At 71.8% G+C, this 24,468-nt stretch carries 16 protein-coding genes; 13 read left to right on the top strand and 3 right to left on the bottom strand.

Annotated elements, in window-relative coordinates; genetic code table 11:
- Positions 1-85 precede the first annotated feature (85 nt).
- Positions 86-829 carry a helix-turn-helix domain-containing protein gene (locus JMF97_RS26305; protein ID WP_043720630.1) on the bottom strand — a complete coding sequence of 248 codons (744 nt, stop codon included), beginning with the start codon at positions 827-829 and terminating at the stop codon, positions 86-88.
- A 463-nt stretch (positions 830-1,292) separates the two neighbouring features.
- Positions 1,293-2,099 (bottom strand): TIGR03084 family metal-binding protein, encoded by an 807-nt coding sequence (locus tag JMF97_RS26300; protein WP_203223963.1) that lies wholly within the window; start codon positions 2,097-2,099, stop codon positions 1,293-1,295.
- Between the two features lie 447 nt (positions 2,100-2,546).
- Here JMF97_RS26300 and JMF97_RS26295 point away from each other — a divergent pair, with 447 nt between their 5' ends.
- The 12 genes from JMF97_RS26295 (at position 2,547) to JMF97_RS26240 (ending at position 21,143) form a co-directional block, all read left to right on the top strand.
- Positions 2,547-3,494, top strand: a complete 948-nt coding sequence (locus tag JMF97_RS26295) for a DUF1702 family protein (RefSeq protein WP_203223962.1) — start codon at positions 2,547-2,549, stop codon at positions 3,492-3,494.
- Between the two features lie 40 nt (positions 3,495-3,534).
- The gene (locus JMF97_RS26290; protein WP_203223961.1) at positions 3,535-5,049 is read left to right on the top strand and encodes a polyketide synthase dehydratase domain-containing protein; all 1,515 of its coding nucleotides are present in this window, start codon (positions 3,535-3,537) and stop codon (positions 5,047-5,049) included.
- Between the two features lie 327 nt (positions 5,050-5,376).
- Positions 5,377-5,907, top strand: a complete 531-nt coding sequence (locus JMF97_RS26285; protein ID WP_203224039.1) for a DUF5987 family protein — start codon at positions 5,377-5,379, stop codon at positions 5,905-5,907.
- Entirely contained in the window at positions 5,904-7,559 is a 1,656-nt protein-coding gene (locus tag JMF97_RS26280) for an FAD-dependent oxidoreductase (RefSeq protein WP_203223960.1), read from the top strand. Before JMF97_RS26285 ends, JMF97_RS26280 begins: the two co-directional genes overlap by 4 nt.
- Positions 7,556-8,614 carry a carboxymuconolactone decarboxylase family protein gene (locus JMF97_RS26275; RefSeq protein WP_203223959.1) on the top strand — a complete coding sequence of 353 codons (1,059 nt, stop codon included), beginning with the start codon at positions 7,556-7,558 and terminating at the stop codon, positions 8,612-8,614. Before JMF97_RS26280 ends, JMF97_RS26275 begins: the two co-directional genes overlap by 4 nt.
- A 57-nt stretch (positions 8,615-8,671) precedes the next feature.
- Entirely contained in the window at positions 8,672-9,667 is a 996-nt protein-coding gene (locus JMF97_RS26270; RefSeq protein ID WP_203223958.1) for a DUF1702 family protein, read from the top strand.
- Positions 9,668-10,046: 379 nt separating this feature from the next.
- On the top strand, positions 10,047-11,996 hold the full coding sequence (locus tag JMF97_RS26265) for a CRTAC1 family protein (RefSeq protein ID WP_203223957.1): 1,950 nt from the start codon (positions 10,047-10,049) through the stop codon (positions 11,994-11,996).
- Between the two features lie 5 nt (positions 11,997-12,001).
- Positions 12,002-13,015 carry an RnfABCDGE type electron transport complex subunit D gene (locus tag JMF97_RS26260; RefSeq protein WP_203223956.1) on the top strand — a complete coding sequence of 338 codons (1,014 nt, stop codon included), beginning with the start codon at positions 12,002-12,004 and terminating at the stop codon, positions 13,013-13,015.
- Positions 13,012-18,750, top strand: coding sequence for a type I polyketide synthase (locus JMF97_RS26255; protein ID WP_203223955.1), 5,739 nt, complete (start codon positions 13,012-13,014; stop codon positions 18,748-18,750). Before JMF97_RS26260 ends, JMF97_RS26255 begins: the two co-directional genes overlap by 4 nt.
- Position 18,751: 1 nt before the next feature.
- The gene (locus JMF97_RS26250) at positions 18,752-19,192 is read left to right on the top strand and encodes an acyl-CoA thioesterase (protein WP_013733448.1); all 441 of its coding nucleotides are present in this window, start codon (positions 18,752-18,754) and stop codon (positions 19,190-19,192) included.
- 20 nt (positions 19,193-19,212) lie between these two features.
- On the top strand, positions 19,213-19,794 hold the full coding sequence (locus JMF97_RS26245) for a flavin reductase family protein (RefSeq protein ID WP_203223954.1): 582 nt from the start codon (positions 19,213-19,215) through the stop codon (positions 19,792-19,794).
- The gene (locus tag JMF97_RS26240; RefSeq protein WP_203223953.1) at positions 19,791-21,143 is read left to right on the top strand and encodes a cytochrome P450; all 1,353 of its coding nucleotides are present in this window, start codon (positions 19,791-19,793) and stop codon (positions 21,141-21,143) included. The genes JMF97_RS26245 and JMF97_RS26240 overlap by 4 nt, the downstream gene beginning before the upstream one ends.
- Here JMF97_RS26240 and JMF97_RS26235 read toward each other — a convergent pair.
- Positions 21,127-21,378 carry a hypothetical protein gene (locus JMF97_RS26235; RefSeq protein ID WP_203223952.1) on the bottom strand — a complete coding sequence of 84 codons (252 nt, stop codon included), beginning with the start codon at positions 21,376-21,378 and terminating at the stop codon, positions 21,127-21,129. The genes JMF97_RS26240 and JMF97_RS26235 overlap by 17 nt on opposite strands.
- Positions 21,379-21,417: 39 nt before the next feature.
- Between JMF97_RS26235 and JMF97_RS26230 the strand changes: the two genes are divergently transcribed.
- Positions 21,418-24,402, top strand: coding sequence for an AMP-binding protein (locus tag JMF97_RS26230; RefSeq protein ID WP_203223951.1), 2,985 nt, complete (start codon positions 21,418-21,420; stop codon positions 24,400-24,402).
- Positions 24,403-24,468: the final 66 nt, after the last annotated feature.

Here is a 24,468-nt window from a genome sequence, read left to right as displayed (position 1 = left end):
CGGTGCCGACGGGGACGGGTGCGGAAGTCGACAGTGAGAGGTGACGGTGGTGGTGGACCGGTGGGGGTGCTCCCGAAGCGCGGGCTCAGGGCAGGGGAAGGGCGAGCAGGATCGGTGGGTCGAGCGGGGTCATTCGGCGCAGGTGCAGATCGGCCTCCATGGCACCGGGCCGACGGCTGATGGTCATCGGCCCGTGGACGCCGATCAGAGCGTCGTCGTCGCTCCAGTTGGCCTGCCAGTAGTCCTGGCGGCCCCGCAGGCGGGAACAGGCCAGCACGTACCACTGCCCGGGTGGTGGACTGTCCAACCGGTACGGTCCGGGCTTCTCCAGCACGGTGCACCGCACCGGACGTCCGAGCGGGACCGGGTCGCGGAAGAGCCCGATGAAGGTCAGCCGGTCCTCGGACTCTTCGGACTCGGGTGCGTGGACCATGCCCTGGATCGCCGGGATCGGCGGTTGGGCGACGGCCCGGTTGTCGACGGGGACCTGCGGTGTCACCCCGCGCAACCTGCGGTAGGTGCTCGGCGAGACCCCCACACTGCTGCTGAAGCGGGAGCTGAAGGTGCCCACGCTCGCGTAGCCGACCTCGTGGGTGATCTCGGTGATGCTCATGGAGGTGGACAGCAGCAACTGTTTGGCACGGTGCAGCCGCATGACCATCAGGAAGCGGCCGGGGGAGATGCCGGTGGTGCGCTGGAAGATTCGGGTGAAGTGGAACTTGCTGAACATGGCTGTTCGGGCCATGCCGTCCACGGTGTGTTGCTCCGCTAGGTCCTCCCGGATGGCTTCGATTACCCGACCGACGGCTCGCTGGATACTGTCTTCCATCGCATCCCCCAATCCGATGGCTGCGCTTGTGGCGACGTTTTGTGTGGCTGTGGCGTGGCGACGTCAGATGTCGGCGTGTGGCGATACGCCGTTCCGCGCGGGCTGGTTCTGTTAACCCAGCTTTTATTTGCGAGGAAAAACACTGACTGTTGACGGAGGGAAGTTACGCGGTGACGCAGGGTTATGCTATCCGGGCTCAGCGTCGTAATCAACAGCGAATCATGCAGGTCAATTCAAGTTTTACGCCGACACTGGTCAGGCCGGGAAAAACGGACGCTTGCCTCGTATGTGGCGACAGCAGCAATTGGTGCTGCGGTCCCACGGAATGATCAACCAGTTTGTCGGAAGCCCACCCGGCGGAACGTTGGTAAATGGGACGATCCACCGTTCCGACGGGCGGGCGGAACTGTGCGAGACAGATATCCGACGTCCTTTCACGTGGTATGTGCTTGACCTGACCGGGTCAGGCCTGATCGGTCTGGGAGAACTGCCCCGGCCGCCGGCCGGGCCCGGCCGGCCCGCGGTACGCCTGGGCGATGTCGAGCCAGTGCTCGGCGTCGCTGCCGACGGCCCGGACCGCCAGGTCGTCCCGGTGCCGCCGGCGCGTGACGAGCAGGCAGAAGTCTTCGGCCGGGCCGGTGATCCGCTGGTCGGCGTCGGCTGGCCCGAACGCCCAGAGCGCGCCGGACGGGGCGGTGATCTCGAAGCGGAACTGGACGTCGGGCGCCGTCAGTCCCCGGGCCAGATAGCCGAAGTCCCAGGTCCGGACGGCGAACCCGACCAGGTGACCGAGTCGGTCGGTGTAGGTCGGGCGTACCCCGAGCGCGTCCAGGACGTCCCGGCCGTGCGCGAAGACCTCCATCATGCCGGCCGCGGCGAGCACCGGCGCCGGCAGCGGTCGGACCAGCCACGGCACCATCTGGCCGGGCGGGACCGCGGCGAGCGCCTTCTCCGCGGTGGCTCGTTCGGACCGCCACCGGGACAGCAGGACCGCCGGTGGTTCGACGACGAAGTCGGCCATGGCGGCCGCCACGTTGGCGTCGAAGTCGTCGCTGAGCCGGGAGGTCATCTGCTGGAAGGCGGCCGGTTGCGCGGCGGCGAGTCCGGCGAGTCGGAAGGTGGCGGCCAGGTGGGCGATCTGGTGTCGGACCGCCCAGCCATGTGCCGGGGTGCCGGTCTCCCACTGCTCGTCGCTCAGCTTGGCCACGACGGCGTCGAGAGCCTCACTCTCCGCGGTGAGATCGGCGATCACGTCCGGTGCCTGTGTCACGTCGATACCCTCTTCCTGAAATGGTTGGTCGGCGGCGGCGTTCCGCCGGGGCCCGGCGAATTGCGGTTCTTACCGATTGGTAGGCATCATTGCCTCTGGGTGGATATAGTAAATTTCGGTGGAAGTGTCTGCGCGTGGAGAAAATTCTCTGACGTGCGACGACGCGTCCTGGGTGTGATCACGTCGAATAGACTTTCCGAGTGTGCCCCAGTCGGCGACCGTATTCCTTCTTTGTTCGTGCTTTCAGCCGGTTGGCCCGCAGCGTCAATTGCGTTCGGGCGGCCGTCGTCCCGCCGGCCAGCCAGGGAGCGCCTTCCGTGATCGTTCTGTCACTCAGAGCAACTATGAAGTAGGCGCAGGTCAACCCGTACCCATAGCCTCGGTTCGTCTGGAGACACCGGACGAGGACCCGGACCCGATCGCGTCCGTCTTCCCTGGGGAGAGCTCATGGCAGGCCTGTGGCGTACCCTCCGCGCGCAGCTGATGACGCCGGACATTGCCGAAACGACGATGAGCCGACGTGGATTCCACGTCAAGGACGAGCCGGCCCGCCAGCGGCTGGAATCCGTCGGTGCCAGCTTCCTCACCGGTTTCCGGGCCGCGGTCGAGGCCCGCGAGGATTCGGACATCGGTCGACTCGACCTGATCGAGCGGCAGTTCCGTGGTTTCGCCTACGAAGGGGCCGCCATGGGCTACGCCGTGCTGGACGGGGTGGCCGGTGGCAGTCGCACCACCCGCTTCCTGACCGGCGCCGGCGCGCCCCACATCTACATGGCCTACGTGGGGATCGGCTGGGCGTTCGCCAAGGTCCCCCGCTGGCGCTGGCGGGCGCTGGCCGCGCCGGACCCGCTGCTGCGCTGGCTGGTCCTCGACGGCCTGGGCTTCTACCGGGCCTACTTCGAGACCGACCGGTACGTCCGCCAGCAGACGGTCGCTCCGGTGGCGTGGCCGCCGGACCTGCCGGGCGACTACCCCCGGCGCGCGCTCGACCAGGGCATCGGCCGGGCCAGCTGGTTCGTCGCCGGAGCCGATCCCGACGTCGCCGCGGACATCATCGCTCGCTTCGACGCCGACCGGCACGCCGATCTGTGGAGCGGCATGGGCCTGGCGGCCACCTACGCCGGTGGCGCCGACCCCGACGACCTGAAGAAGCTCGCCGTGCACGCCGGCCGGTACCGTCCGCAGCTCGCCCAGGGCGCCACCTTCGGCGCGCAGGCACGACTGCGGGCCGGACTGGTCACCGAGCACACGCCCCTGGCCACCGAGGTGTTCTGCGGGTGCAGCCCGGAGGAGGCGGCGGCGGTCACCGAGCGGGCCCGCGAGGACCTTCCGCCCGACGGCGCCGAACCGGCCTACGAGGTGTGGCGTCAGCGGATCCAGGCGCAGTTCGCCTGAGCCGGCGACGCTACCGCAGAGAGTGGACACGGTGCAGCGCATGGCGACAACAGCGGACGGGATGACCCAGCCCTTGACGTTCGCCGCGCGCTTCACCCGCGCGGTGCTCGTCCACGACCCCGGTCGGCTGCTGGTCACCACGACCACGCTGCGCCCCGGCGAGACGCCCGGCCTCGACGAGCCGGGAGACCCCACCGCTCCGCTGCTGCCGGCCGCGCACGTGCTGGAGGCGCTGGCGCAGGGGTGGGCCGCGCTCACCGGCCACCGGGGTCCGCCGGTGTTCGAGGCGGTCGAGTTCGGTGCGCCGCTCGTCGTCGGCGAGGACGTCGTCAGGCTGCGACTGACCGCCGCGGCCGAGCCGGTGGCCAACGCCGTCGTGGTCACGTTGCGCGGTGAGCACCGAGGCCGTCAGGTGACCTACGCCCACGCCCGGCTGCGGCACCCGGGTGCCGGGCGGGCGGCCGTTCCCGCGTCCGCCGTACCGTCGGCCGCCGGGCCGCCGGTGCCGACCGCGCTGCCGGTGCCGCCGGTGCGGGTCGGTGGCCTGGCGCCGTACCGGCCGCCCCGCGCCTTCTTCATCGAGGCGGGAGCCTCGGGCCGCCGGCTGCGCTACCGCGAGATCACCGCGTCGGGCTGCGTGCTGGAGCTGACGGCGGGCGATGCGGTGGGATCGCTCGCCGCCGTCGCCGGCCCGTTGGTGCTCGGCGACCCCGGTGTGCGGGACGCCTTCCTGCGCGCCCTGCACCCCTGGGCGCCGGACACGGTGCTGCAACCGCTGGGCGTCGACCGGATCTGGCTGGCCGGGGTCGGCCCCTACGAACAGGTGACACTGCGCGCGACCCGCCGGGTCGAGGACGACGACGTGCACCGGTTCGACCTGGAGACGCTGGCCGGCGGGCGGATCGTGGAACGGTGGACCGGGCTGCGGCTGCGACCGCTGCCGGTACGCCGGGCCACCGGTCCGTGGCCGGCGCAGGTGCTCGGGCCGTACCTGCGCCGCAGGCTCGCCGCCCTGACCGCCCACGACGTGGCCGCGGTGCTGGAGCCGGGCCTGCGCCGGGGGTGGCGGCGGCAGCACACCGCGCTGGCCGTGTCCCGGCTGCTCGGTGACGGTACGACGGTGCGCTACCGCCGCGACGGTCGCCCCGAGGTCGGCGGCGGGTGGTGGATCTCGGCCGCGCACGGCGCCGGCCACACCCTCGCGGTGGCGGCCCGTACGCCGGTGGGCTGCGACCTGGAAACCGTCGTCGAGCGTGAGCCCGTCGAGTGGCGTCAACTGCTCGGCGCGCACCACGCCCTGGCCGAGCTGATCGTGGCCGAGACCGGCGAGTCGCCGCACCGGGCGGGCACCCGGGTCTGGTCGGCACTGGAGTCGCTGCACAAGGTCGGCGTCACCGCATTCACCCCACTGACCTACGACCGGGACACCAAGGACGGCTGGCTGCTGTTCAGTGCCGGCGGCTGGCGGGTGGCCACCTGTGCCACCGGGCTGCGCGGCGGGCCGGACGAGCTGGTGGTGGCGGTGGCCGCCCGCCACCAGCCGACCGCCGGCTGACCCGGCGGGGATTCCCGGCTGTCACGGATGGTCACCTGACATCGGCCGCCGGGACCGGCGGGCGCATTTGTGCGCCGTGCCATTCCCATCGGCCGAAGGTCCTAAATGGATACGGACAGCATGACGCGAGATGCCGACCCGCCGCTGGCCGTACACCATTGGTGTACGCCAGGCTGGATGAATGTAGCGGAGGGCGTCAGGCGCCTTCAGTTGTGACTTGAATTGCCCTCGGTAGCCGATTCGGGCCCTGCGTTTCCTGTCAGTTCGAGTTGAGCGTCAGAGGTGATGCCCGTGCCCCCGGCAATCGAAACCAACCAGGGACGAACAATGGTGCTGGAGGCGTACGCCGATACGATTCTGCCCGGCGAGAAGCGGTGGCCGGGCGATCGCGCCGTGGCCGGCGTCTCGTCCGACGGCGGCGCGGTCGCCGCCGGAGCGTTGCTGGCGCTGCGCTCTCCCGAGGGTGGCCTGGCTCCGGCGCTGGACGCGCTGGCCGACGGGCTCGACGAGCACGCCGAGGAGTACGCCGCCGAGACCGGCATCGAGCTGGACCCGGAGGTACCGGCGTTCGTCTCGCTCGACTTCCCCGACCGGATCCGGCTGGTGCAGCGCCTGACCGACCCCACACACCCGGAACGGGAAGCGTGGATCAGTCTCGCCATGTTCAGCGTCATCGCCTTCGACGCCGCCGCGCACTCGCACACCGTGGAGGCGCTCGACGCCGGCCACGTCGGCCTGAAGATCCTCGGCTTCCGCCAGCCCGACTCCGACGGGCTGTGGCGGTTCGACACCTACAGCTACGGCCGGCAACTGGCCCAGCCACACCCCGACACCACGGCCTCCGGGAGCCCTGCATGACGAGTTCCGAGAGCACTGACGTCCTTGTGATCGGTAGCGGCTTCGGCGGCGCGATCACCGCGTACCACCTCGCCGCGGGCGGCGCGCGCGTGGTCGTGCTCGAACGCGGACCGTGGCTGTCCGGCGAGGAGTTCGAGCACGACTTCAAGTTCGGCTCGTCGTCGACGCGGGTCTTCGACTTCGTCATCGGCGACGGAATGAGTGTGCTCAGCGGCAACTGCGTGGGCGGCGGCAGCGCCGTCTACTTCGCCGCGATGCCCCGCGCGCCCCGCTTCGTCTTCGACCGCCAGGGCCGCTTCGGGCACCGGATGTGGCCGTCCGCCATCTCCCGCGACGCGCTCGACCCCTGGTACGACCGGGTCGCCGAGGCGCTGCCGGTCTCCCAGTCGAGCTGGGACACGGTGCCGTACTCCGGTGGGCTGTTCGGCGCCGCCTGCGATCACGCCGGGCGGACGGCCAACCCGGTGCCGGTGGCGCTGGACCAGGCCAAGTGCACCAACTGCAACTGGATGATGGCCGGTTGCCGGTTCGACGCCAAACGCTCCCTGCTGCTCAACTACCTGCCGGCCGCACTGGCACACGGCGCGCAGATCCGGCCGCTGCACGAGGTGCAGTACCTCAGCCGTACCGACGACGGTGGCTACCGGGTGCACTACACCGTCCTGGACGACGTCGACTACCGCGTCGAGGTGGGCAGCGGCACGATCGACGCGAAGATCGTCATCATCGCGGCCGGTGCCGGCGCCACGCCGGTGATCCTCCAGCGCTCCGAGCCGACCCTCGGCGCCATGCCGCACGCCGTCGGCCGGTACTTCTCCGGCAACGGCGAGCGACTCAACACCGCCATCTTCGACGAGGAGCGCATCCGCGACGTGCTCGGCCTCAGCCGGCCGGACGGGGTGCCGTACGAGGCGTACCAGATCGGCAAGGGCCCCTGCGTGGCCAACTGGGACCGGCTGGACGGCTCCCTGCCCGAGTACGAGCGGTTCTCCCTGGAGCAGCTGTACTTCCCGCCGGGCTTCGGCACCATCCTGGCCCAGGTGCCCGACGCCGTCGGGCCGACCTGGTTCGGCGCGGAGAAGAAGGAACTGCTGCGCACCTGGCAGTCCTGGCTGACCGTCTTCACAATGAGCGAGGACGACAACGAGGGAGAGTTCGGCGCCGTGCCGCCCAGCGGCAACGCCGTACGGCTGTCCCAGCAGATGCTGGCCCGTGGCTCGCTGCGCTACGAGCCGACCGAGAACACGCTGCGCGGTTGGGCGCTGTCCGACGCGGAGGTGCGCGACATCCTCGAACGCGACGGGCTGTCCCGGGTGATGCCGTGGACCAACGACGTGGTGGGGGCCTACACGGTGCATCCGCTGGCCTCCTGCCGCATCGGCGACAACCCGGCCACCTCGGCCCTGGACGACCGCCACGAACTGCGCAACCACCCGGGCATCTTCGTCACCGACGGCTCCGCCGTACCGGCCGGCCTGACCGTGAACCCGGCGATGACCATCGCCGCGCTGGCCGAGCGGGCGGTACCGGGCATCGTCGCGGCGGCGCGGGCCCGAGGAGTGGATGTCCAGTACGGCGCTCCCGCCCCCGACGGGGCCACGAGCAGCCGCGACGCGGTGCTGCCGTTGGCGCGCAGCGCACTGCGACGGTGAGTGGTCTCTACGCCAGGGTGGCCCGGCGTCCCTCCCGGGGACACGTACGCCGGGTCACCCCGGTGCCCATCGAGCGAGCCGACGGCCTCACCGCCGTCGTGTACGGCCAGGTGGAGCGGGACTTCGGCATGCTCGCCCCGCCGGTGAGCCTGCACTCGCCCGCACCACCGGTGCTGGCCGCGTGCTGGATCGTGCTGCGCGAGACGCTCGTCGCCGCCGGCCGGGTGGACCGGGCCACCCGGGAGGCGGTGGCCGCCGCCGTCTCCACGGTCAACTCCTGCCCGTACTGCGTGGAGGTGCACTCGGCCACCATGGCGGGGCTGCTGCGCTCCGCCGCCGACCCGGCCGGTGACGACCAGCGGCGCCGGGTGGCCGAGTGGGCCCGCGCGGGCACCGACCGCACCCAGGCCCGCGTCCTCGTGTCGCCGGTCCCCGCCGTCGAGGCGGTCGAACTGCTCGGCGTGGCGTTGGTCTTCCACTACCTCAACCGGATGGTGAACGTCTTCCTCGAACCGTCGCCGCTGCCGGCCGCCCTGCCGTCGGCGCTGCGCGGCGGTGTCCGCCGGGTCTTCGGCCAGCTGATGGCCCGCGGCGCCCGCGGCGACCGGCCGCCCGGCACCGCCCGGGACCTGCTGCCGGCCGCCCCACTGGCCCCGGATCTGGCCTGGAGCAGCGCTCACCCCACGCTGGCCGACGCGCTCGCCCGGGGCGGCGCGGCCATCGACGCCGCCGGGCAGCGGGCGGTGCCCACGTCGGTACGCGACCTGGTCACCGCCCGGCTTGACGACTGGGACGGCCGGCCGACGGGGATCAGCCGCGCCTGGGTCGGCGAGGCGGTGCGTGATCTGCCCACCGTCGACCGACCGGCGGCACGGCTGGCGCTGCTCACCGCCTTCGCCTCCTACCAGGTCGACGACCAGGTGGTGGCCGACGTCCGCGCCGCCGGGGCCGACGACCGGGCGCTCATCGAGCTGACCGCATGGGCCAGCATGGCCGCCGCCCGCCGGGCGGCCGGCTGGGTCCGGGTCGACCCGGACGCCCCCGCATCCTCGTGACCGCCGCAGGGTTGGCGGCCATGCTGTCCGGTACGACTCCGTCGAGGGAGGAACGCGATGTCCACCGTTCTGGGCTCGTTGCGCAGGCTGGCGCTGGCACCGGCGCTGAGTGAGGTCGGCTTCGCACGCCGGGGTTTCCCGGGGCCGTCGTCACCGGCCACGGCCCGGCTGGAGGCGATTCCACGGGCCGTGGTCTGCGGCTTCGAGTGGGGGATCGACTGCCGCGGCCTTGAGGAGGTGCAGCAGCGGGTCGAGTTGGTCGACGAGGGCATGCGGGGCTTCGCGTACGAGGGCGTCACGATGGCCTTCACCGTGCTCGACGCGATGGGCGGCGGGCGGCGGCGACGTACCCGTGAGCTGCTGCTCGGCCCGGGTGCGCCGCACCTGTTCCTGGCCTACATCGGCATCGGCTTCGCGATGGCCCGGCTGCCGCGACCGTTGTGGCGCAAGGTGGTGCCGGAGTTGGACCCCGGTCCCTTCCACCCGACGATGACCTGGCTGGCGGTGGACGGGTACGGCTTCGACCTGGCCTACTTCGACGTCGCCAAGTGGGTCGACGAGCAGCGCCGGCCGGCGCCGTACGACTGGCAGGGGCACCGGGACTACTTCGGTCGCGCGGTGGACCAGGGCATCGGGCGGGCCCTGTGGTTCATCCACGGTGCCCGCGTGCTCGATGTCGACGCCGCCGTCCGGCGGTTCGCCCCGGAACGTCACGCCGACCTGTTCAGCGGTGTCGGGCTGGCCGCCACCTTCGCCGGTGGGTGCGGTGAAGCGGACCTGGCCACGCTGCGCCGAGAGGCCGGCGAGCACGCCCCCGAGCTGGCGCTGGGCAGCGTGTTCGCGCTGCGCGCGCGGGTGCACGCGGGTTTCGTGCCGCCGCACTCGGCGGTGGCGGCGGCAGCGCTGTCCGGGCTGTCCGTGCCGGCCGCCGTCGCCCTGGCCGACGACACCGCACCGGCGCCCGACGCCGGCGGATCCGTGCCGCCGTACGAGCGGTGGCGGGCCAACATCCGTCGGCAATTCGAGCAGACGGCGGCCGCCGCAGCCGAGTGATGCCCGACATTTCCACGTCCTTCCACGTCCTTCCCAGTCCTTTTTGGGGACTCAGTTCCGCAGATTGGGAAGCATATCTTTATGTGTCATCAGTTCGATGAGCAGCAATGCTTGGCATTTTTCGAGTAGCCCGGGTTTCTGGCCTCCTGTGAGGATCTGCTGACACGCCCTACGAATGGCGGGGCGGCACGAAGAGGGTCCGGACCAGCATCTCGGTCCGGGTCCCGCGTGCCGCCCGTCAATCGGAGAGGGCGCAAGCCACCGGCTATTGCGAGTGGCCGAGCGGCCCGCGGTCCGACCGGCCGGGGCCGGTAGTTCACCGCGACGCGCGGTGGGGTCGCCACCGACGAATCCGTCACCAACGGGAGGTCTTGAGTTCATGTCAATGACGATTGGCTTGCTGCGCCGGCAGTTGGCCGGAATCATCGGCCTCGCACTCGTGGTCGGGATGTTCTTCGCCGTCCGGCTCCCCAGCGCCTCGGCGGCGGAGCGCACGGAGTTGGCGTCCCGGTACGCGTTCGAGCCCATGGGCATCGCCCTGCCCGCCAGCAAGCATCAGCAGACCGTACGCAAGGTCAACCAGACGTACACCCACATCGACGCCTGGATCTCCTCGGTGGGCGCCGGCATCGCGATGAACGACCTGGACGGTGACGGTCTCGCCAACGACCTGTGCATCACCGATCCGCGCACCGACCAGACGATCGTCACCCCGACTCCGGGTCTCAACGAGCAGCGGTACCAGCCGTTCGCGCTGGACGCCGCGCCGTTGCCGATCAGCCGGATCACCGCACCGATGGGTTGCGCGCCGGGTGACTTCAACGAGGACGGCCGGATGGACCTGCTGGTCTACTACTGGGCCCGTACGCCGATCCTGTTCCTCAACAACGGCAAGGAACTCAGCCTCGGCACCGCCGCCTACCGCCCCGTCGAGCTGGTGCCCGGCGTCGGTGTCGGCGAGTACAACGGCCCGCTGTGGAACACCAACGCGGTGGCCATCGACGACTTCGACGGTGACGGCCACGTCGACATCTACGTCGGTAACTACTTCCCGCACAGCCCGGTCCTCGACGACACGGTCAAGGGCGGCGTGGAGATGAACGACTCGATGTCCTACGGCCTCAACGGCGGCGAGGACTACGTCTTCCGGTTCACCGAGGGCACCGGGGGCGCCGAGCCCACCGCCGCGTTCCAGCGGGTGGACAACGTGATCCCGCACAGCGCCTCCAAGGGCTGGGCGCTGGCCGCGGCCGCCGTCGACATCGACGGTGACCTGCTGCCCGAGCTGTACCTGGCCCACGACTTCGGCCCCGACCGGCTGCTCTACAACCGGTCCACCCCGGGCAACATCGAGTTCGCTGTGGTCGAGGGGGTCCGCACGCCGACCATCCCGAAGTCGAAGGTGCTGGGCAATGACTCGTTCAAGGGGATGGGCGCCGACTTCGGTGACATCGACGGTGACGGCCTGTTCGACCTGTTCGTCAGCAACATCACCACCCCGTTCGGCATCCAGGAGAGCAACTACACCTTCATGAACACCGCCGCCGACCCGAGCGAGGTCAAGACGGCGTTCAGCAGCGGCAAGGCGCCCTTCCGGGACCGTAGCGCCGACCTCGGCCTGGCCTGGTCGGGCTGGGGCTGGGACGTCAAGATGGGCGACTTCGACAACGGCGGCCGGCTCGCCATCGCCCAGGCCACCGGCTTCGTCCGCGGTGAGGTCAACCGCTGGCCCCAGTTGCAGGAACTGGCCACCACCAACGACACGCTGGTACGCCACACGAGCTGGTGGCCGAACGTGCGTCCCGGTGACGACATCGGCGGCAGTCAGCGTCTGCACTTCTTCGTCCGCGGCGAGGACGGCCGGTACGTCAACATCGCCCCCGAGCTCGGCCTGGACATCCCGCTGCCGACCCGAGGCATCGCCACCGGCGACGCCGACGGCGACGGCCGGCTCGACCTGGCGGTGGCCCGGCAGTGGGCCGAGCCGATCTTCTACCGCAACGCCAGCCCGGACGCCGGCGCCTTCCTCGGCCTGCGGCTGACCCACGAGACCGCCGACCCGGCCGCCACCGGCTCGCCGGCGGTGGGCGCCCAGGTCATGGTCACCACCCCCGACGGCCGAAAGTTCGTCTCCCGGGTCGACGGCGGCGGCGGGCACTCCGGCAAGCGCAGCAACGAGGTGCACATCGGTCTCGGCGCCGACGTCACCGGTTCGGTACAGGTCACGCTCTGCTGGCGCGACCGCACCGGACAGATCCGTAAGCAGGACCTTCAGCTGACCCCGGGCTGGCACGACGTGCAGCTCGGCTCGCAGGCCAACGAGAGGTAACGGAGATGGCCGACACCAAGACCAGCCCCGTCCGGCACGACGCGAAGACGACGACGGCGCTGCGCCGCTTCGCGATCTCGATCACGATCTTCAACATCGTCGGTTACGTCTACCTCGGTTTCGAACAGCCCTGGCTGTGGCCGTTCATCGCGCTCGCCACCGGCTACACGGTGGAGATCGTGCTGGAGGTGATCGGCGCCCGGGCCGAGGGTCGCGCGCCGCGCTTCCTCGGCGGCGGAAAGCGCGGATTCGTCGAGTTCCTCTTCCCGGCGCACATCACCTCGCTGGCCGTCAACATGCTGACCTACGTCAACGACCGGGTCTGGGTGATGATGTTCGGGGTCACCGTGGCGATCGCCGCGAAGTGGATCCTGCGAGCCCCCGTCCGGGGTCGACTGCGGCACTACATGAACCCGTCGAACTTCGGCATCGCGATGATCCTGATTCTCTTCCCGTGGGCCAGCATCGCGCCGCCGTACCACTTCACCGAGCACACCCCGGCGCTGGGTGACTGGCTGGTTCCGGCGATCATCCTCACCGCCGGCACGATGCTCAACGCCAAGCTCACCGGTCGGATGTGGCTGATCATGGGCTGGCTGTCCGCCTTCGTGCTCCAGGCGGTGATCCGTGGCCTGGTCCTGGACGTCTCCATCCTGGGGGCGCTGGGCATGATGACCAGCGTGGCGTTCGTGCTGTTCACGAACTACATGATCACCGACCCGGGAACCAGCCCGTCCAGCCCGGCGTCCCAGATCGCCTTCGGCGCCGGCGTGGCCAGCCTCTACGGGCTCATCACGGGTATGGGCATCGCGTACGGGCTCTTCTTCGCCACCGCGGCGGTCTGCCTCATCCGCGGCATGTTCCTCTGGGCGCTGCACATCTCCAACAAGGCTCGCGAAAAGCGGGAGGCTGCCGCCGCCGCGGCGGCGCCCACCGACGGGGTGCCGGTCCCCGTGACCGCCACCACCGACGCCCTCGCCGCGGGCCCCAACTCCCACAAGGAAGCGGTGCCGGCATGAGCAGGATCGCCGTCGTCGGCCTGGCATGCCGATATCCGGATGCCGCCTCTCCCGGTGAACTGTGGGAGAACGTGATCACGGGCCGGCGGGCCTTCCGCCGGCTGCCGGACGAACGGATGCGGCTGGCCGACTACTGGGATGCCGACCGCAGCGTCCCGGACCGGTTCTACGCCCGCAACGCCGCGGTCATCGAGGGGTACGAGTTCGACAGGCAGAAGTACCGGATCGCCGGCAGCACGTACCGTTCCACCGACCTGACCCACTGGCTGGCCCTGGACACCGCCGCCCGGGCGCTCGGTGACGCCGGTTTCCCGATGGGCGCCGAACTGCCCCGCGAGCGCACCGGCGTGGTGGTCGGCAACACCCTGACCGGGGAGTTCTCCCGGGCGAACGTGATGCGGCTGCGCTGGCCGTACGTCCGGCGGACGGTCGGTGCCGCCCTGCGCGAGCAGGGCTGGGACGACGACCAGCTCGCCGACTTCCTCGGCACCCTGGAACAGCGCTACAAGGCGCCGTTCCCGGCCATCGACGAGGACACCCTGGCCGGTGGCCTGTCCAACACCATCGCCGGGCGGATCTGCAACTACTTCGACCTCAAGGGTGGCGGCTACACCGTCGACGGCGCCTGCTCGTCATCGCTGCTGTCGGTACTCACCGCCTGCCGCAGCCTGGTGGAAGGCGAACTGGACGTCGCGGTCGCGGGCGGGGTCGACCTGTCGATCGACCCGTTCGAGATCATCGGCTTCGCCAAGACCGGTGCGCTGGCGCGCGGCGAGATGAAGGTCTACGACCAGGGCTCCAACGGATTCTGGCCCGGCGAGGGCTGCGGCATGGTCGTCCTCATGCGCCACGAGGACGCGGTGGCACAGGGCCGGCGGATCTACGCCTCCATCGCCGGATGGGGCATGTCCTCCGACGGCAAGGGTGGCATCACCCGGCCGGAGGAGGACGGCTACCGGCTGGCGCTGACCCGGGCGTACGCCCGCGCCGGGTTCGGCATCGAGACCGTGCCGATGTTCGAGGGACACGGCACCGGCACCGAGGTCGGTGACGCGACGGAGCTGCGGGCGCTGACCGAGGCGCGCCGGGCCGCCGGCGCGTCCGGCACCCCGGCCGCGATCAGCTCGATCAAGGCCATGATCGGGCACACCAAGGCGGCGGCCGGGGTCGCCGGCCTGCTCAAGGCGGTCCTCGCGGTGCACCACCAGATGCTGCCGCCGACGGTCGCCTGCGAGGAGCCGCACGAGGTGCTCACCTCGAACGAGGCGAAGCTGCGGGTGCTGCCCACCGCCGAGCCGTGGCCGGCCGACGCGCCGCTGCGCGCCGGGATCACCGCGATGGGCTTCGGCGGCATCAACACCCACCTGGTGGTGTCCGGTGAGGAGACGCCGCGTCGCTCGCCGGACGCCCGGACCCGCACCATCGCCGCCCGCGCCCAGAACGTCGAACTGCTGGTCCTGGACGCGGACACCCCGGCCGAACTGGCCGAGCGGGTCCAGGCCCTGGCCGGACAGGTGATCCGCCTCTCCTACGCCCAACTCGGCGACCTGGCCGCCAGCATCTACACCGAACTCGGCGACCGGCCGTACCGGGCCGCGGTGGTGGCCCGCTCGCCGGAGGACGCCGAGCGGCAACTGCTGCGGGTGCACGCGGCGCTGCAGGCCGGCGAGAGCAGACTGTACGCCGCCGACGGGCGGGCCTTCCTCGGCCACGTCCGCGGCGCCGCCCGGGTCGGGTTCCTCTTCCCCGGCCAGGGCACCGGCCGGGGTCGACCGGCCGAGGCGCTGCGCCGCCGGTTCACCCAGGCCGACCGGATCGTCACCGAGGCGGCGCTGCCCACCGGTGACGTGGTGGCCACCGAGGTTGCCCAGCCGCGCATCGTCACCGGTTCGGTCGCCGGGCTCAGCGTGCTGAGCGCGCTCGGCATCGAGGCCGACGTGGCCGTCGGGCACAGCCTCGGCGAGCTCACCGCGCTGCACTGGGCCGGGGCGATGGACCTGTCCTCGGTGCTGCGGATGGCCGCCGCCCGGGGGCGCACCATGGCCGAGCACGGCCGTCCCGGCGGCACCATGGCCGGTATCCCGGCCGACCCGGAGACCGCACGCCGCCTGCTCAGCGGGGAGCCGGTGGTCATCGGCGGCTACAACAGTCAGCGGCAGACGGTGATCTCCGGTCCGATCGACGCCGTCGAGCGGGTGCTGGAACGAGCCGAGGTGGCCGGGATCCCCGGCAAGCGCCTGCGGGTCTCGCACGCCTTCCACTCGCCGCTGGTCGCCGAGGCAGCCGAGGCGTTCGGCGGCTACCTCGCCGAGGAGCGGTTCCAGCCGTTGCAGCGCCAGGTGGTCTCCACCGTGACCGGCACCGTCCTGCCGGCCGATGTCGACCTGTCGGTGCTGCTGCGGGACCAGATCACCGAGCCGGTGCTGTTCGCGCAGGCCATCGCGATGGCCGCCAAGGAGGTGGACCTGTTCGTCGAGGTCGGACCGGGGCGGATCCTGTCGGATCTGGGCCGTACCGACACCTCGGTGCCGACGGTGGCGCTCGACACCGACGACGAGACGCTGGCCAGCGTGCTGCGCGTCGCCGCCGCGGCGTACGTGGTCGGGGCGGCGCGGGTGCATCCGCAGCTCTTCGACGGCCGGCTGGTCCGGCCGGTCAAGGACGTCGACGAGTTCAGCTTCTTCGCCAGCCCGTGCGAGACCGACTCCGACGTGGTGCTGCCCGACTCGCCGCAGCCGGTCGCCGCACCGGCCTCGGTGAACGGTGCCGCACCCACCGGGGAACCGGCCTCGCTGGTGCTGCGTCAACTCGTCGCCGCCCGGGCGGAACTGCCGCTGGACATGGTCGGTGAGGACAGCCGGCTCCTCGACGACCTGCACCTGAGCTCGATCACGGTCAGCCAGGTGGTGAACCAGGCTGCGCAGCAGCTCGGCGTACCGCCGTCGCGGCTGCCCACCAACGTGGCCACGGCGACCGTACGGGAGGTCGCAGAGGCGATGGAGGCGCTGATCGGCACCGGTTTGGCCGAGGACCTGACGCAGCCCGCGTCGGTGCCGGGCGTGGACACCTTCATCCGGGCGTTCGCGGTCGACCTGGTCGAGGCGCCCACACCGGTGCCGGGCCCGGCCGAGACGAACGCCGGGTGGCAACTGTTCGGTGGCCACACCGACCCGCGCGCGGAGCAGGCCCGGCAGGCGCTGGCCGGCGGCGGAGTCGGCGGCGGAGTCCTGGTCTGGCTGCCGGCCGACTGCACCCCGGAGCAGCTCGAACCGGCGTTGCAGGGGGCGCGGGCGGCGCTGACCGCCGGAGCGGGTGACCGCTTCGTGCTGGTGCAGCACGGCTTGGGCGCCAGCGGCCTGGCCCGGACCCTGCGGCTGGAGGACCCCCGGATCCGGACCACGGTGGTGCACCTGCCGGCCACCCTGGACGTCGCCGACCGGGTGCTGGCCGAGGTCGCCGCGACCGACACCTATCACGAGGTCCACTACGACGTGACCGGGGCGCGTCGGCAGCAGGTCCTGCGGGCCCTGCCCATCGACGCCGGTCGGGTCGAACAGCCGCTCGGCGCCGGTGACGTGCTGCTGGTCACCGGCGGCGGCAAGGGCATCACGGCGGAGTGCGCGCTCGCCCTGGCCGCCGACGCCGGTGCCAAACTCGCCGTGCTGGGTCGTTCCGACCTGGCCGCCGACGAGGAACTGGCGGCCAACCTGGAACGCTTCGCCGCCGCCGGTGTGCAGGCGCGCTACCTGCGTGCCGACGTCACCGACCCGGTGGCGGTGCGGGCCGCGGTCGACGAGGTCGAGCGTCTGCTCGGCCCGGTGACCGGGGTGCTGCACGGCGCCGGGCGCAACGAACCGGCGGCGTTGACCTCGCTCGACATGGACGCCGTGCACGGCGCGCTGGCACCCAAGGTCGGCGGCCTCGCCGCGGTCCTGGACGCCGTCGACGCCGACCGGCTGAAGCTGCTGGTCACCTTCGGCAGCATCATCGGCCGGGCCGGGCTGCGGGGCGAGGCGCACTACGCCACGGCCAACGACCGGCTGGCCGAACAGACCCGTCGCTTCGGCGCGGCCCACCCGACCTGCCGCTCGATCTGCCTGGAGTGGTCGGTCTGGTCCGGTGTGGGCATGGGGGAGAAGCTGTCGGTCGTCGAGTCGTTGGCCCGCGACGGCATCACCCCGATCACCCCCGAGCAGGGGGTGGCGGTGCTCCGCCGGCTGGTCACCGACCCGGACACCCCGGCGGTGGTGGTGATCAGCGGACGGGCCGACAGCCTGGACACGCTGCGCTTCGAGGAACCGGAACTGCCGTTGCTGCGCTTCGTGGACCGGCCGCAGGTGCGCTACCACGGCGTGGAGCTGGTCACCGACATCGAACTCACCGCCGGCAGCGACCTGTACCTGCCCGACCATCTGCTCGACGGGAACCTGCTCTTCCCCGCGGTCATGGGCATGGAGGCGATGGCCCAGGCGGCCATGACGGTGACGGGTCGCAGCGAGGTGCCGGTCATCGAACAGGCCCGCTTCGCCCGGCCGATCGTGGTGCCGCCGCACGGCAGCACCACCATCCGGGTCGCGGCCCTGGTGACCGCCGACGACACGGTACGGGCGGTGATCCGTACCGCGGACACCGGATTCGCCGCGGACCACTTCGAGGCCAGGTTGCGCTTCGTCGAGGGTCCGGTGCCGGACGGTCCGCCGGAGCAGGTCGCCGACGACCTGCCGACGGTGCCGCTGGACCCGGCCCGGGACCTGTACGGCGACACCCTGTTCCAGGGAGCGCGCTTCCAACGGTTGCGCGCCTTCCACCGGGCGGCGGCCCGCGACGTCGACGCCGACGTGGCCACCGTGCCGGAGACCGACTGGTTCAGCGCCTACCTGCCGGACACGCTGGTGCTCGGTGACCCGGGGGTGCGCGACGCGCTGATGCACGGCAACCAGGTCTGCGTACCGGACGCCACGCTGCTGCCGGTGGCGATCGCACGGCTGTACCCGGCCGGGTCCCGGATGGGCACCGGTGAGCCGTTGCGCTACTGCGCCACCGAGCGGGAGCGCGACGGAGACACCTACGTCTACGACATCGCGTTGCGCACCGGCACCGGCGAGGTCGTCGAGCGGTGGGAGGGCCTGCAACTGCGGGCGGTACGTAAGAAGGACGGCCGGGGCCCCTGGGTGGCGCCGCTGCTCGGCTCCTACCTGGAGCGGACCCTGGGCGACCTGATCGGCACCGCGATCGCGGTGGCGGTGGAGCCGAACGCCGGCGACCAGCCGGAGTTGGCGGTCGGTCGGGCCCTCGGGCACGCCGCCGAACTGCGGTACACCCCCGACGGGCAGCCGGAGCAGGTGGACGGGCGGTACGTGGCGGTCTCCCACGGCGCGGAGCTCAGCCTCGCCGTGGCAGCCCGTACCCCGGTCGGCTGCGACGTACGGCAGGTCTCGCCGCGACCGGTCGACGGCGGCGCCCCGGTCCTGGGCCGGTACGAGGTGCTCGTCGACCAGGTGGTCACCGGCTTCGGTGTCGACCGGGACACCGCCGCGACCCAGGTGGAGGCGGCGCTGGACTGCCTGCGGCAGGTCGACCTGCCGGAGCATCTCTCGGTGACGCTGACCCCGATCCAGCGCGACGGGTGGCTGGTCTTCGCGGCGGGCGCGACGCGGGTGGCGACCTTCGCCACCACCGTCGGCTCGGCGGCCACGCCTGTCGTGTTCACCGTCCGCACCGACGGAGGGCTGTGAGGTGGAGGACTACTACGAGTATCGGCACACGGTCGGTTTCGAGGAGACCAACCTGGTCGGCAACGTCTACTACGTCAACTACCTGCGTTGGCAGGGCCGTTGCCGGGAGATGTTCCTGCACGACAAGGCGAACGACGTCCTCGACGACCTGCGCAGCGATCTGAAGCTGTTCACGTTGAAGGTCGACTGCGAGTTCTTCGCGGAAATCACCGCCTTCGACCAGTTGGCCATTCGGATGCGGCTGGTCGAACTCGCCCAGACCCAGATCGAATTCAGCTTCGACTATGTTCGGATGCATCCCGAGGGCGAGGTGCTGGTCGCCCGCGGCCGGCAACGGGTGGCCTGCATGCGGGGGCCGAACAACCGCACCAGCCCGTCCCGGGTGCCGGAGGCGCTGGCCCGGGCGCTTGCGCCCTACCGGGTGCGGGCGCGGGCGGCATAGCGATCCCACGGGAGGTACACGTGAACGTCCAGCCAGAGCCCACCGCCGAGCCGTGCGATCCGGTCCAGTTGCGCCGTGCGTTCGGCACGTTCGCCACGGGCGTGACCGTGGTGACCGTGGGCGGGGAATGTCCACACGGGATGACCGCGAACTCGTTCACGTCGGTCTCCCTGGATCCGCCCCTCGTGCTCATCTGCGTCGATCAACAGGCGATCATGCATCGCAGCCTGATCGAGTGCGGCCAGTTCGGGGTCTCCGTCCTGGCCGCACACCAGGAGCCGGTGGCCCGGCACTTCGCCGACCGCCGACGCCCGTTGGGCGCCGCTCAGTTCGACGCGGTCGACTGGGTGCCGGGCCGGCTCACCGGCGCCCCGCTGATCGTCGGGGCGCTGGCGCACTTCGAGTGCGAGCTGTGGCGGTCCTACGAGGGTGGGGACCACACCATCTTCGTGGGTAACCTGCTCGCGGTCCGTCGGGAGCCCGAGGCCGACGGGGTGCTGTTCGTACGTGGCCGGTTCCGGCAGCTCGACCGGGACGGCATCGACGTGGCTGACGGTGTGCCGGCGTGGCAGGCCGCTGTCCGAGGCGGGGTGACGGGATGACGATCGCAGGAACGCGGCGGGTCACGGCGGGACCGACCGGAGCGGCGATGCTGCGTACGCTCTGGCAGCTCGCCCAGGACCGGCTGGGCATGATGCGCACCGCGGCCAGCTACGGCGACGTGGTCCGGCTCGGGCCGAGCTTCAAACGGCTCTACTTCTTCAACCACCCCGACCACGCCAAGTACGTGCTGGCCGACAACAGCCAGAACTACCACAAGGGCGTCGGACTGGCCCAGGCCCGGCGGGCCCTCGGCGACGGCCTGCTCACCAGCGAGGGTGAGCTGTGGCGCAAGCAGCGGCGGGTGATCCAGCCGGCGTTCCAGGCCAAGCGGATCGCCGCCCAGGCCGGCGTGGTCGTCGAGGAGGCCGCCGGGCTGGTGCAACGGCTGCGGGCGCACCGCGACGGCGCGCCCGTCGACATCGTCAAGGAGATGACCGGGCTCACGCTCGGTGTGCTCGGTCGTACGCTGCTCGACAGCGACCTCAGCGAGCACCGTTCGGTGGGCCACTCCTTCGAGGTCATGCAGGACCAGGCCATGTTCGAGATGGTCACCATGGGTTCCGTGCCGACCTGGCTGCCGTTGCCGCACCAGCTGCGGTTCCGGCGGGCCCGGCGGGACCTGCAACGGGTGGTCGACGCGTTGGTGACGGAGCGGCGGGCGCGGGGCGAGGAGGGCGACGACGCCCTGTCCCGGCTGATTGTCTCGACCCGGCAGGAGGCCGATCCTCGGGTGGGTCGGCTGCGGATGCGCGACGAACTTGTCACCCTGCTGCTGGCCGGTCACGAGACCACGGCCAGCACGCTGGGCTGGACGTTCCACCTGCTCGACCGGCATCCGGAGGTGCTGGAGCGGGTCCGCGCCGAGGCGGTGGAGGTGCTCGGCGACCGGCAGCCGGTGTACGAGGACCTGGCCCGGCTGCGGTTCACCGCACAGGTGATCAACGAGGCGATGCGGCTGTACCCGCCGGTGTGGATGCTCTCCCGGATCGCCCAGCAGCCCGACGTGATCGGCGGCTACCACGTGCCGGGCGGCTCGGACGTGCTGATCTGCCCGTACACCCTGCACCGGCACCCGGAGTTCTGGGACGACCCGGACCGGTTCGACCCGGACCGGTTCGACCCCGCCCGCCCGAACGACCGGCCCCGCTACGCGTACGTGCCGTTCGGCGCCGGACCACGGTTCTGCGTGGGTAACCACCTGGGACTGATGGAGGCCACCTTCGTCACCGCCATGGTGGTACGGGAACTGCGGCTGACCGGCGACCCGGCGTACCAGGTGGTGCCCGAACCGATGCTCTCCCTGCGGATCAAGGGTGGCCTGCCGATGCGGGTCACGGTGGTCTCCTGACCGATGGCGCGATGAACGGACGGCGTGCCGCCGACGACGGCGGCACGCCGGAACAAGCCTGAAGACGCGCACCGTCGCGACGCATGTCGCTGCGAACCGGCAGCGAACGCACGCGGCGGCATTGCGGCGTGTTCAGGGCCGGAAAGGCAGCCGGAAATGCCATTTCCGGCACCGTTCGGTCGGCTGAATTGCTCGACGGATAATCGTCGGAACCGGTATTCGGGATCGCAATCACTGAGAAGACCGCCGCAATTCCACATGCCACGATTCGTCCGTGGCAACGAGCGGAGAAACGACGCTGACCGGCGACGTCGAGGTGGCAGTCGAGCCGGGCCCGACCTCCTGGGTGCAGGACGGTGTGTGGCTGCTGGAGCAACTCGCCCCGTACCGGGGTGTGCACCGGCTGGTCCGCACCTGGCACCTGCACGGGACGATCGACGTACCGGCGCTGCGGTCGGCCTGGCGCACACTGCTGGATCGGCACGAGGTGCTGCGGACCCGGCTGGTCGAGGTGGACGGCGTCCCGCAGCCGGTGGCCTCCGCCGACAGCAGCGGCGCGTTCGTCCACGTCGACCTCGGGCACCTGGCCGACGCGGAACGCGAACGCGCCGTCGACCGGGTCTGCACGGCGGCCGCCGCCGTCCCGGAGCGGGCCACCGACACGCCGCTGGCCCGGTTGACGCTGGTGCGTACCGGCCCCGCCACGCACCGGCTGGTGCTGGCGCTGCACCGGGCGGTGGCCGACGACCGGTCGATCTCGATAATCGTGGACGAGCTGTCCATCTGCTACGCCGCGCAGGTACGCCCCGGCCCGGTCACCCCCGCGTCGCTGGCCCCGGTGCTGCGCTACGCCGAGTACGCCCGCTGGCAGCGTGACCTGGTGGACGGCCCGGTCGGCCGCCGGCTGCTGGACTGGTGGACCGCGCAGCTCACCCCGCTGCCGCCACCGGTGCCATTGCCCGTCGACCACGACGGCGCCACCCGCCCGGCCGGGCCCGCCGGCCTGGTCCCGTTCGACTGGGGCACCGCCCTCGCCGACCAGCTGGCCACCTACTGCCGGACCCGGTCGGCCAACCCGGCGGCGGTGCTGCTGGCCGCGGTGCAGGCGGTCCTGCACCGGTACGGCGACGACGACCGGGTGACCGTCGCGATGCCGGTACCGGTGCCACCGCCCGGGTTTCCCGCGCTCGTCGGCCCCTGCGACAACCTGCTGGTCCTCACCACCGATCTCGGCGGCGGCCCCACCTTCAGCGAGGCGGTGGACCGGTCCGCGGCCGTGCTGCGGGCCGCCACCAGACACCGGGAGCTGCCGTTCGCCCGGCTGGTCCGGGAACTACCCGTCGAGCGTGACCCGAGGCGGGTGCCGTTCTGCGACGTCCTGCTGGCCCTTCCGGGCCCGGAGGCGGACCTGCGGCTGGCCGGTGCCGGTGTCGTGCCGACGGCGGTGACCGACCTCGGCCCCACCGTCGCGGATCTGGCGATCACCGTCCGCAGCACCTGGCCCAGGGTCGCCGGCACGCTCAGCCACCGCGCGGACCGGTTCGCCTCCGCCACCGCCGCCGGCCTGCTCGGGCAGGTGCGCACGCTGCTGTCGGCCGCGCTCGACGCACCGCACACGCCGGTGCATCGGCTGTCCCTGGACGGCCCGACCCTTGTCGGCTCGACCGACGGCCCGCGCGCCGAAACGCTGCCCGTGCACGAGATCGTCCGTCGGCGTGCCGGACAAACCCCGGAGGCCGTCGCCGTGGCCAGCCGGGACGGCCGGTGGACGTACGGCGAACTGGAGCGCCGCACCGCGGCGGTGGCCACGTACCTGCGCGGGCTGGCCGTCGAGGGCGCGCCGGTGGCGGTACGGATGACGGCCGGGCCGTGGCAGCTCGCCGCGTCGCTGGGCGTCCTGCGCGCCGGTGGTCACCTGGTCTGGTTCGGCACGGGCGACGGCGGTCAGCGCGGCCGGGCGATCCTGTCGCAGCTGCGTCCGGTCTGTCTGCTCCGCACGGGGGAGGACCCGGACGACGACCTGGCCCGCTGGTTCCGCGACGAACTCGACGGCCGGCTGGTCGACGTGACCTGCCTGCCCCGCCCGTCGACAACGGCGCCGACGCCGACCCACGACCTTACCCGTACGGCCTACGTGGCGTACGCCTCGGACTGCGCCGGGCGACCGGCGGGCATCGCCCACGACCACGCGGCGCTCGCCCAGTTCGTCACCTGGATGGCCGACGCCCTGGAGCTGACGCCCGGTGCCCGGGTGGCACAGTGGCTCGCCCCGGAGCACCCCCCGAGCCTGTGCGAGACGGTCGCCACGCTGGTCGGCGGCGGCACCCTGCATCCCGTGCCGGTCCGCATCCGGGCGCACCCCGAGAAGCTGGTCGACTGGTTGGTCCGGGAGCGCATCACCTTCCTGCAGACGGTGCCGAGCCTCGCCCGGGAGCTGCTGGGCGTCCTCGCGGCCCGGGAGCCCGCCGACCGGCCCACCAGCCTGCGTCGGCTGGTGCTGACCGGCGAAACGCTGTCGGACGAGGTGGTGAACGGCTTCCGGCGGGTGCTGCCGGCGACCCGGCTGGCGACCCTCTACGGCCCCGCCGAGACCATCGCGGCCACCTGGCACGAGATCACCGGCCCGGTGCCGGCGAGCGTGCCGATCGGCCGCCCGATTCCCGGACGGCAGGTGCTGGTCCTCGACGAGGCGGACCAGCCCTGCCCGACGGGCCTTACCGGCGAGATCGTGGTGCGCAGCCGCTACATCTGCGACGGCTACCTCGACGACGGTGGCCGGCGGTTGGCGGCCTTCCGGGCCCCCGACGGGGAAGCGGACGACGACAGCGACCTGCGCTGGTACCGCACCGGTGACCTCGGGCGCTGGCGCTGGGACGGGCTGCTGGAGTTGCGTGGCCGCCGCGACCCGGTCGAGGCGTTGCCTGGACCGGCGACCGGCAAGGGGGAGCGTCGCCGCGCGCCCGCACCGAGATCGGCAGCGGCGCGACGGCCCGTGGACAGCCCGGTGGGACAGGGACTGGCCGAGATCTGGTCGGCGCTGCTGGGCACCGGTCCGTTCGCGGCCGACACCTCGTTCTTCGACGCCGGCGGGCACTCGATGCTCGTCCCCCAGCTCGTCCGGCGGATCCAGCGCCGCTTCGGGGTCACGGTCCCGCTGCGCGAGTGCTTCACCCACCACACCCTGGCCGGCATGACCACCCTGGTCGAGGCGGCGGAGGGCCGGGCAGACCTCGGAGCCGTCGCAGACACGGCACAGTAGCCGCGCCGACGGCCGGGGCGGCCAGCACCAGGGCACGCTGGCGACGGATCGCCGAAGGAGGGTGCG

Source organism: Micromonospora fiedleri, assembly GCF_016774385.1.
Taxonomy (GTDB): Bacteria; Actinomycetota; Actinomycetes; order Mycobacteriales; family Micromonosporaceae; genus Micromonospora; species Micromonospora gifhornensis.
This window is presented reverse-complemented; position numbering and strand designations above follow the sequence as displayed.

Excerpts from the sequence above, each read along its gene's own strand:
- JMF97_RS26295 (WP_203223962.1), top strand. The coding sequence starts at position 2,547 with ATGGCAGGCCTGTGGCGTACCCTCCGCGCGCAGCTGATGACGCCGGAC.
- JMF97_RS26255 (WP_203223955.1), top strand. The coding sequence starts at position 13,012 with ATGAGCAGGATCGCCGTCGTCGGCCTGGCATGCCGATATCCGGATGCC.
- JMF97_RS26280 (WP_203223960.1), top strand. The coding sequence starts at position 5,904 with ATGACGAGTTCCGAGAGCACTGACGTCCTTGTGATCGGTAGCGGCTTC.
- JMF97_RS26265 (WP_203223957.1), top strand. The coding sequence starts at position 10,047 with ATGTCAATGACGATTGGCTTGCTGCGCCGGCAGTTGGCCGGAATCATC.
- JMF97_RS26285 (WP_203224039.1), top strand. The coding sequence starts at position 5,377 with ATGGTGCTGGAGGCGTACGCCGATACGATTCTGCCCGGCGAGAAGCGG.
- JMF97_RS26240 (WP_203223953.1), top strand. The coding sequence starts at position 19,791 with ATGACGATCGCAGGAACGCGGCGGGTCACGGCGGGACCGACCGGAGCG.
- JMF97_RS26270 (WP_203223958.1), top strand. The coding sequence starts at position 8,672 with ATGTCCACCGTTCTGGGCTCGTTGCGCAGGCTGGCGCTGGCACCGGCG.
- JMF97_RS26260 (WP_203223956.1), top strand. The coding sequence starts at position 12,002 with ATGGCCGACACCAAGACCAGCCCCGTCCGGCACGACGCGAAGACGACG.
- JMF97_RS26290 (WP_203223961.1), top strand. The coding sequence starts at position 3,535 with ATGGCGACAACAGCGGACGGGATGACCCAGCCCTTGACGTTCGCCGCG.
- JMF97_RS26305 (WP_043720630.1), bottom strand. The coding sequence starts at position 829 with ATGGAAGACAGTATCCAGCGAGCCGTCGGTCGGGTAATCGAAGCCATC.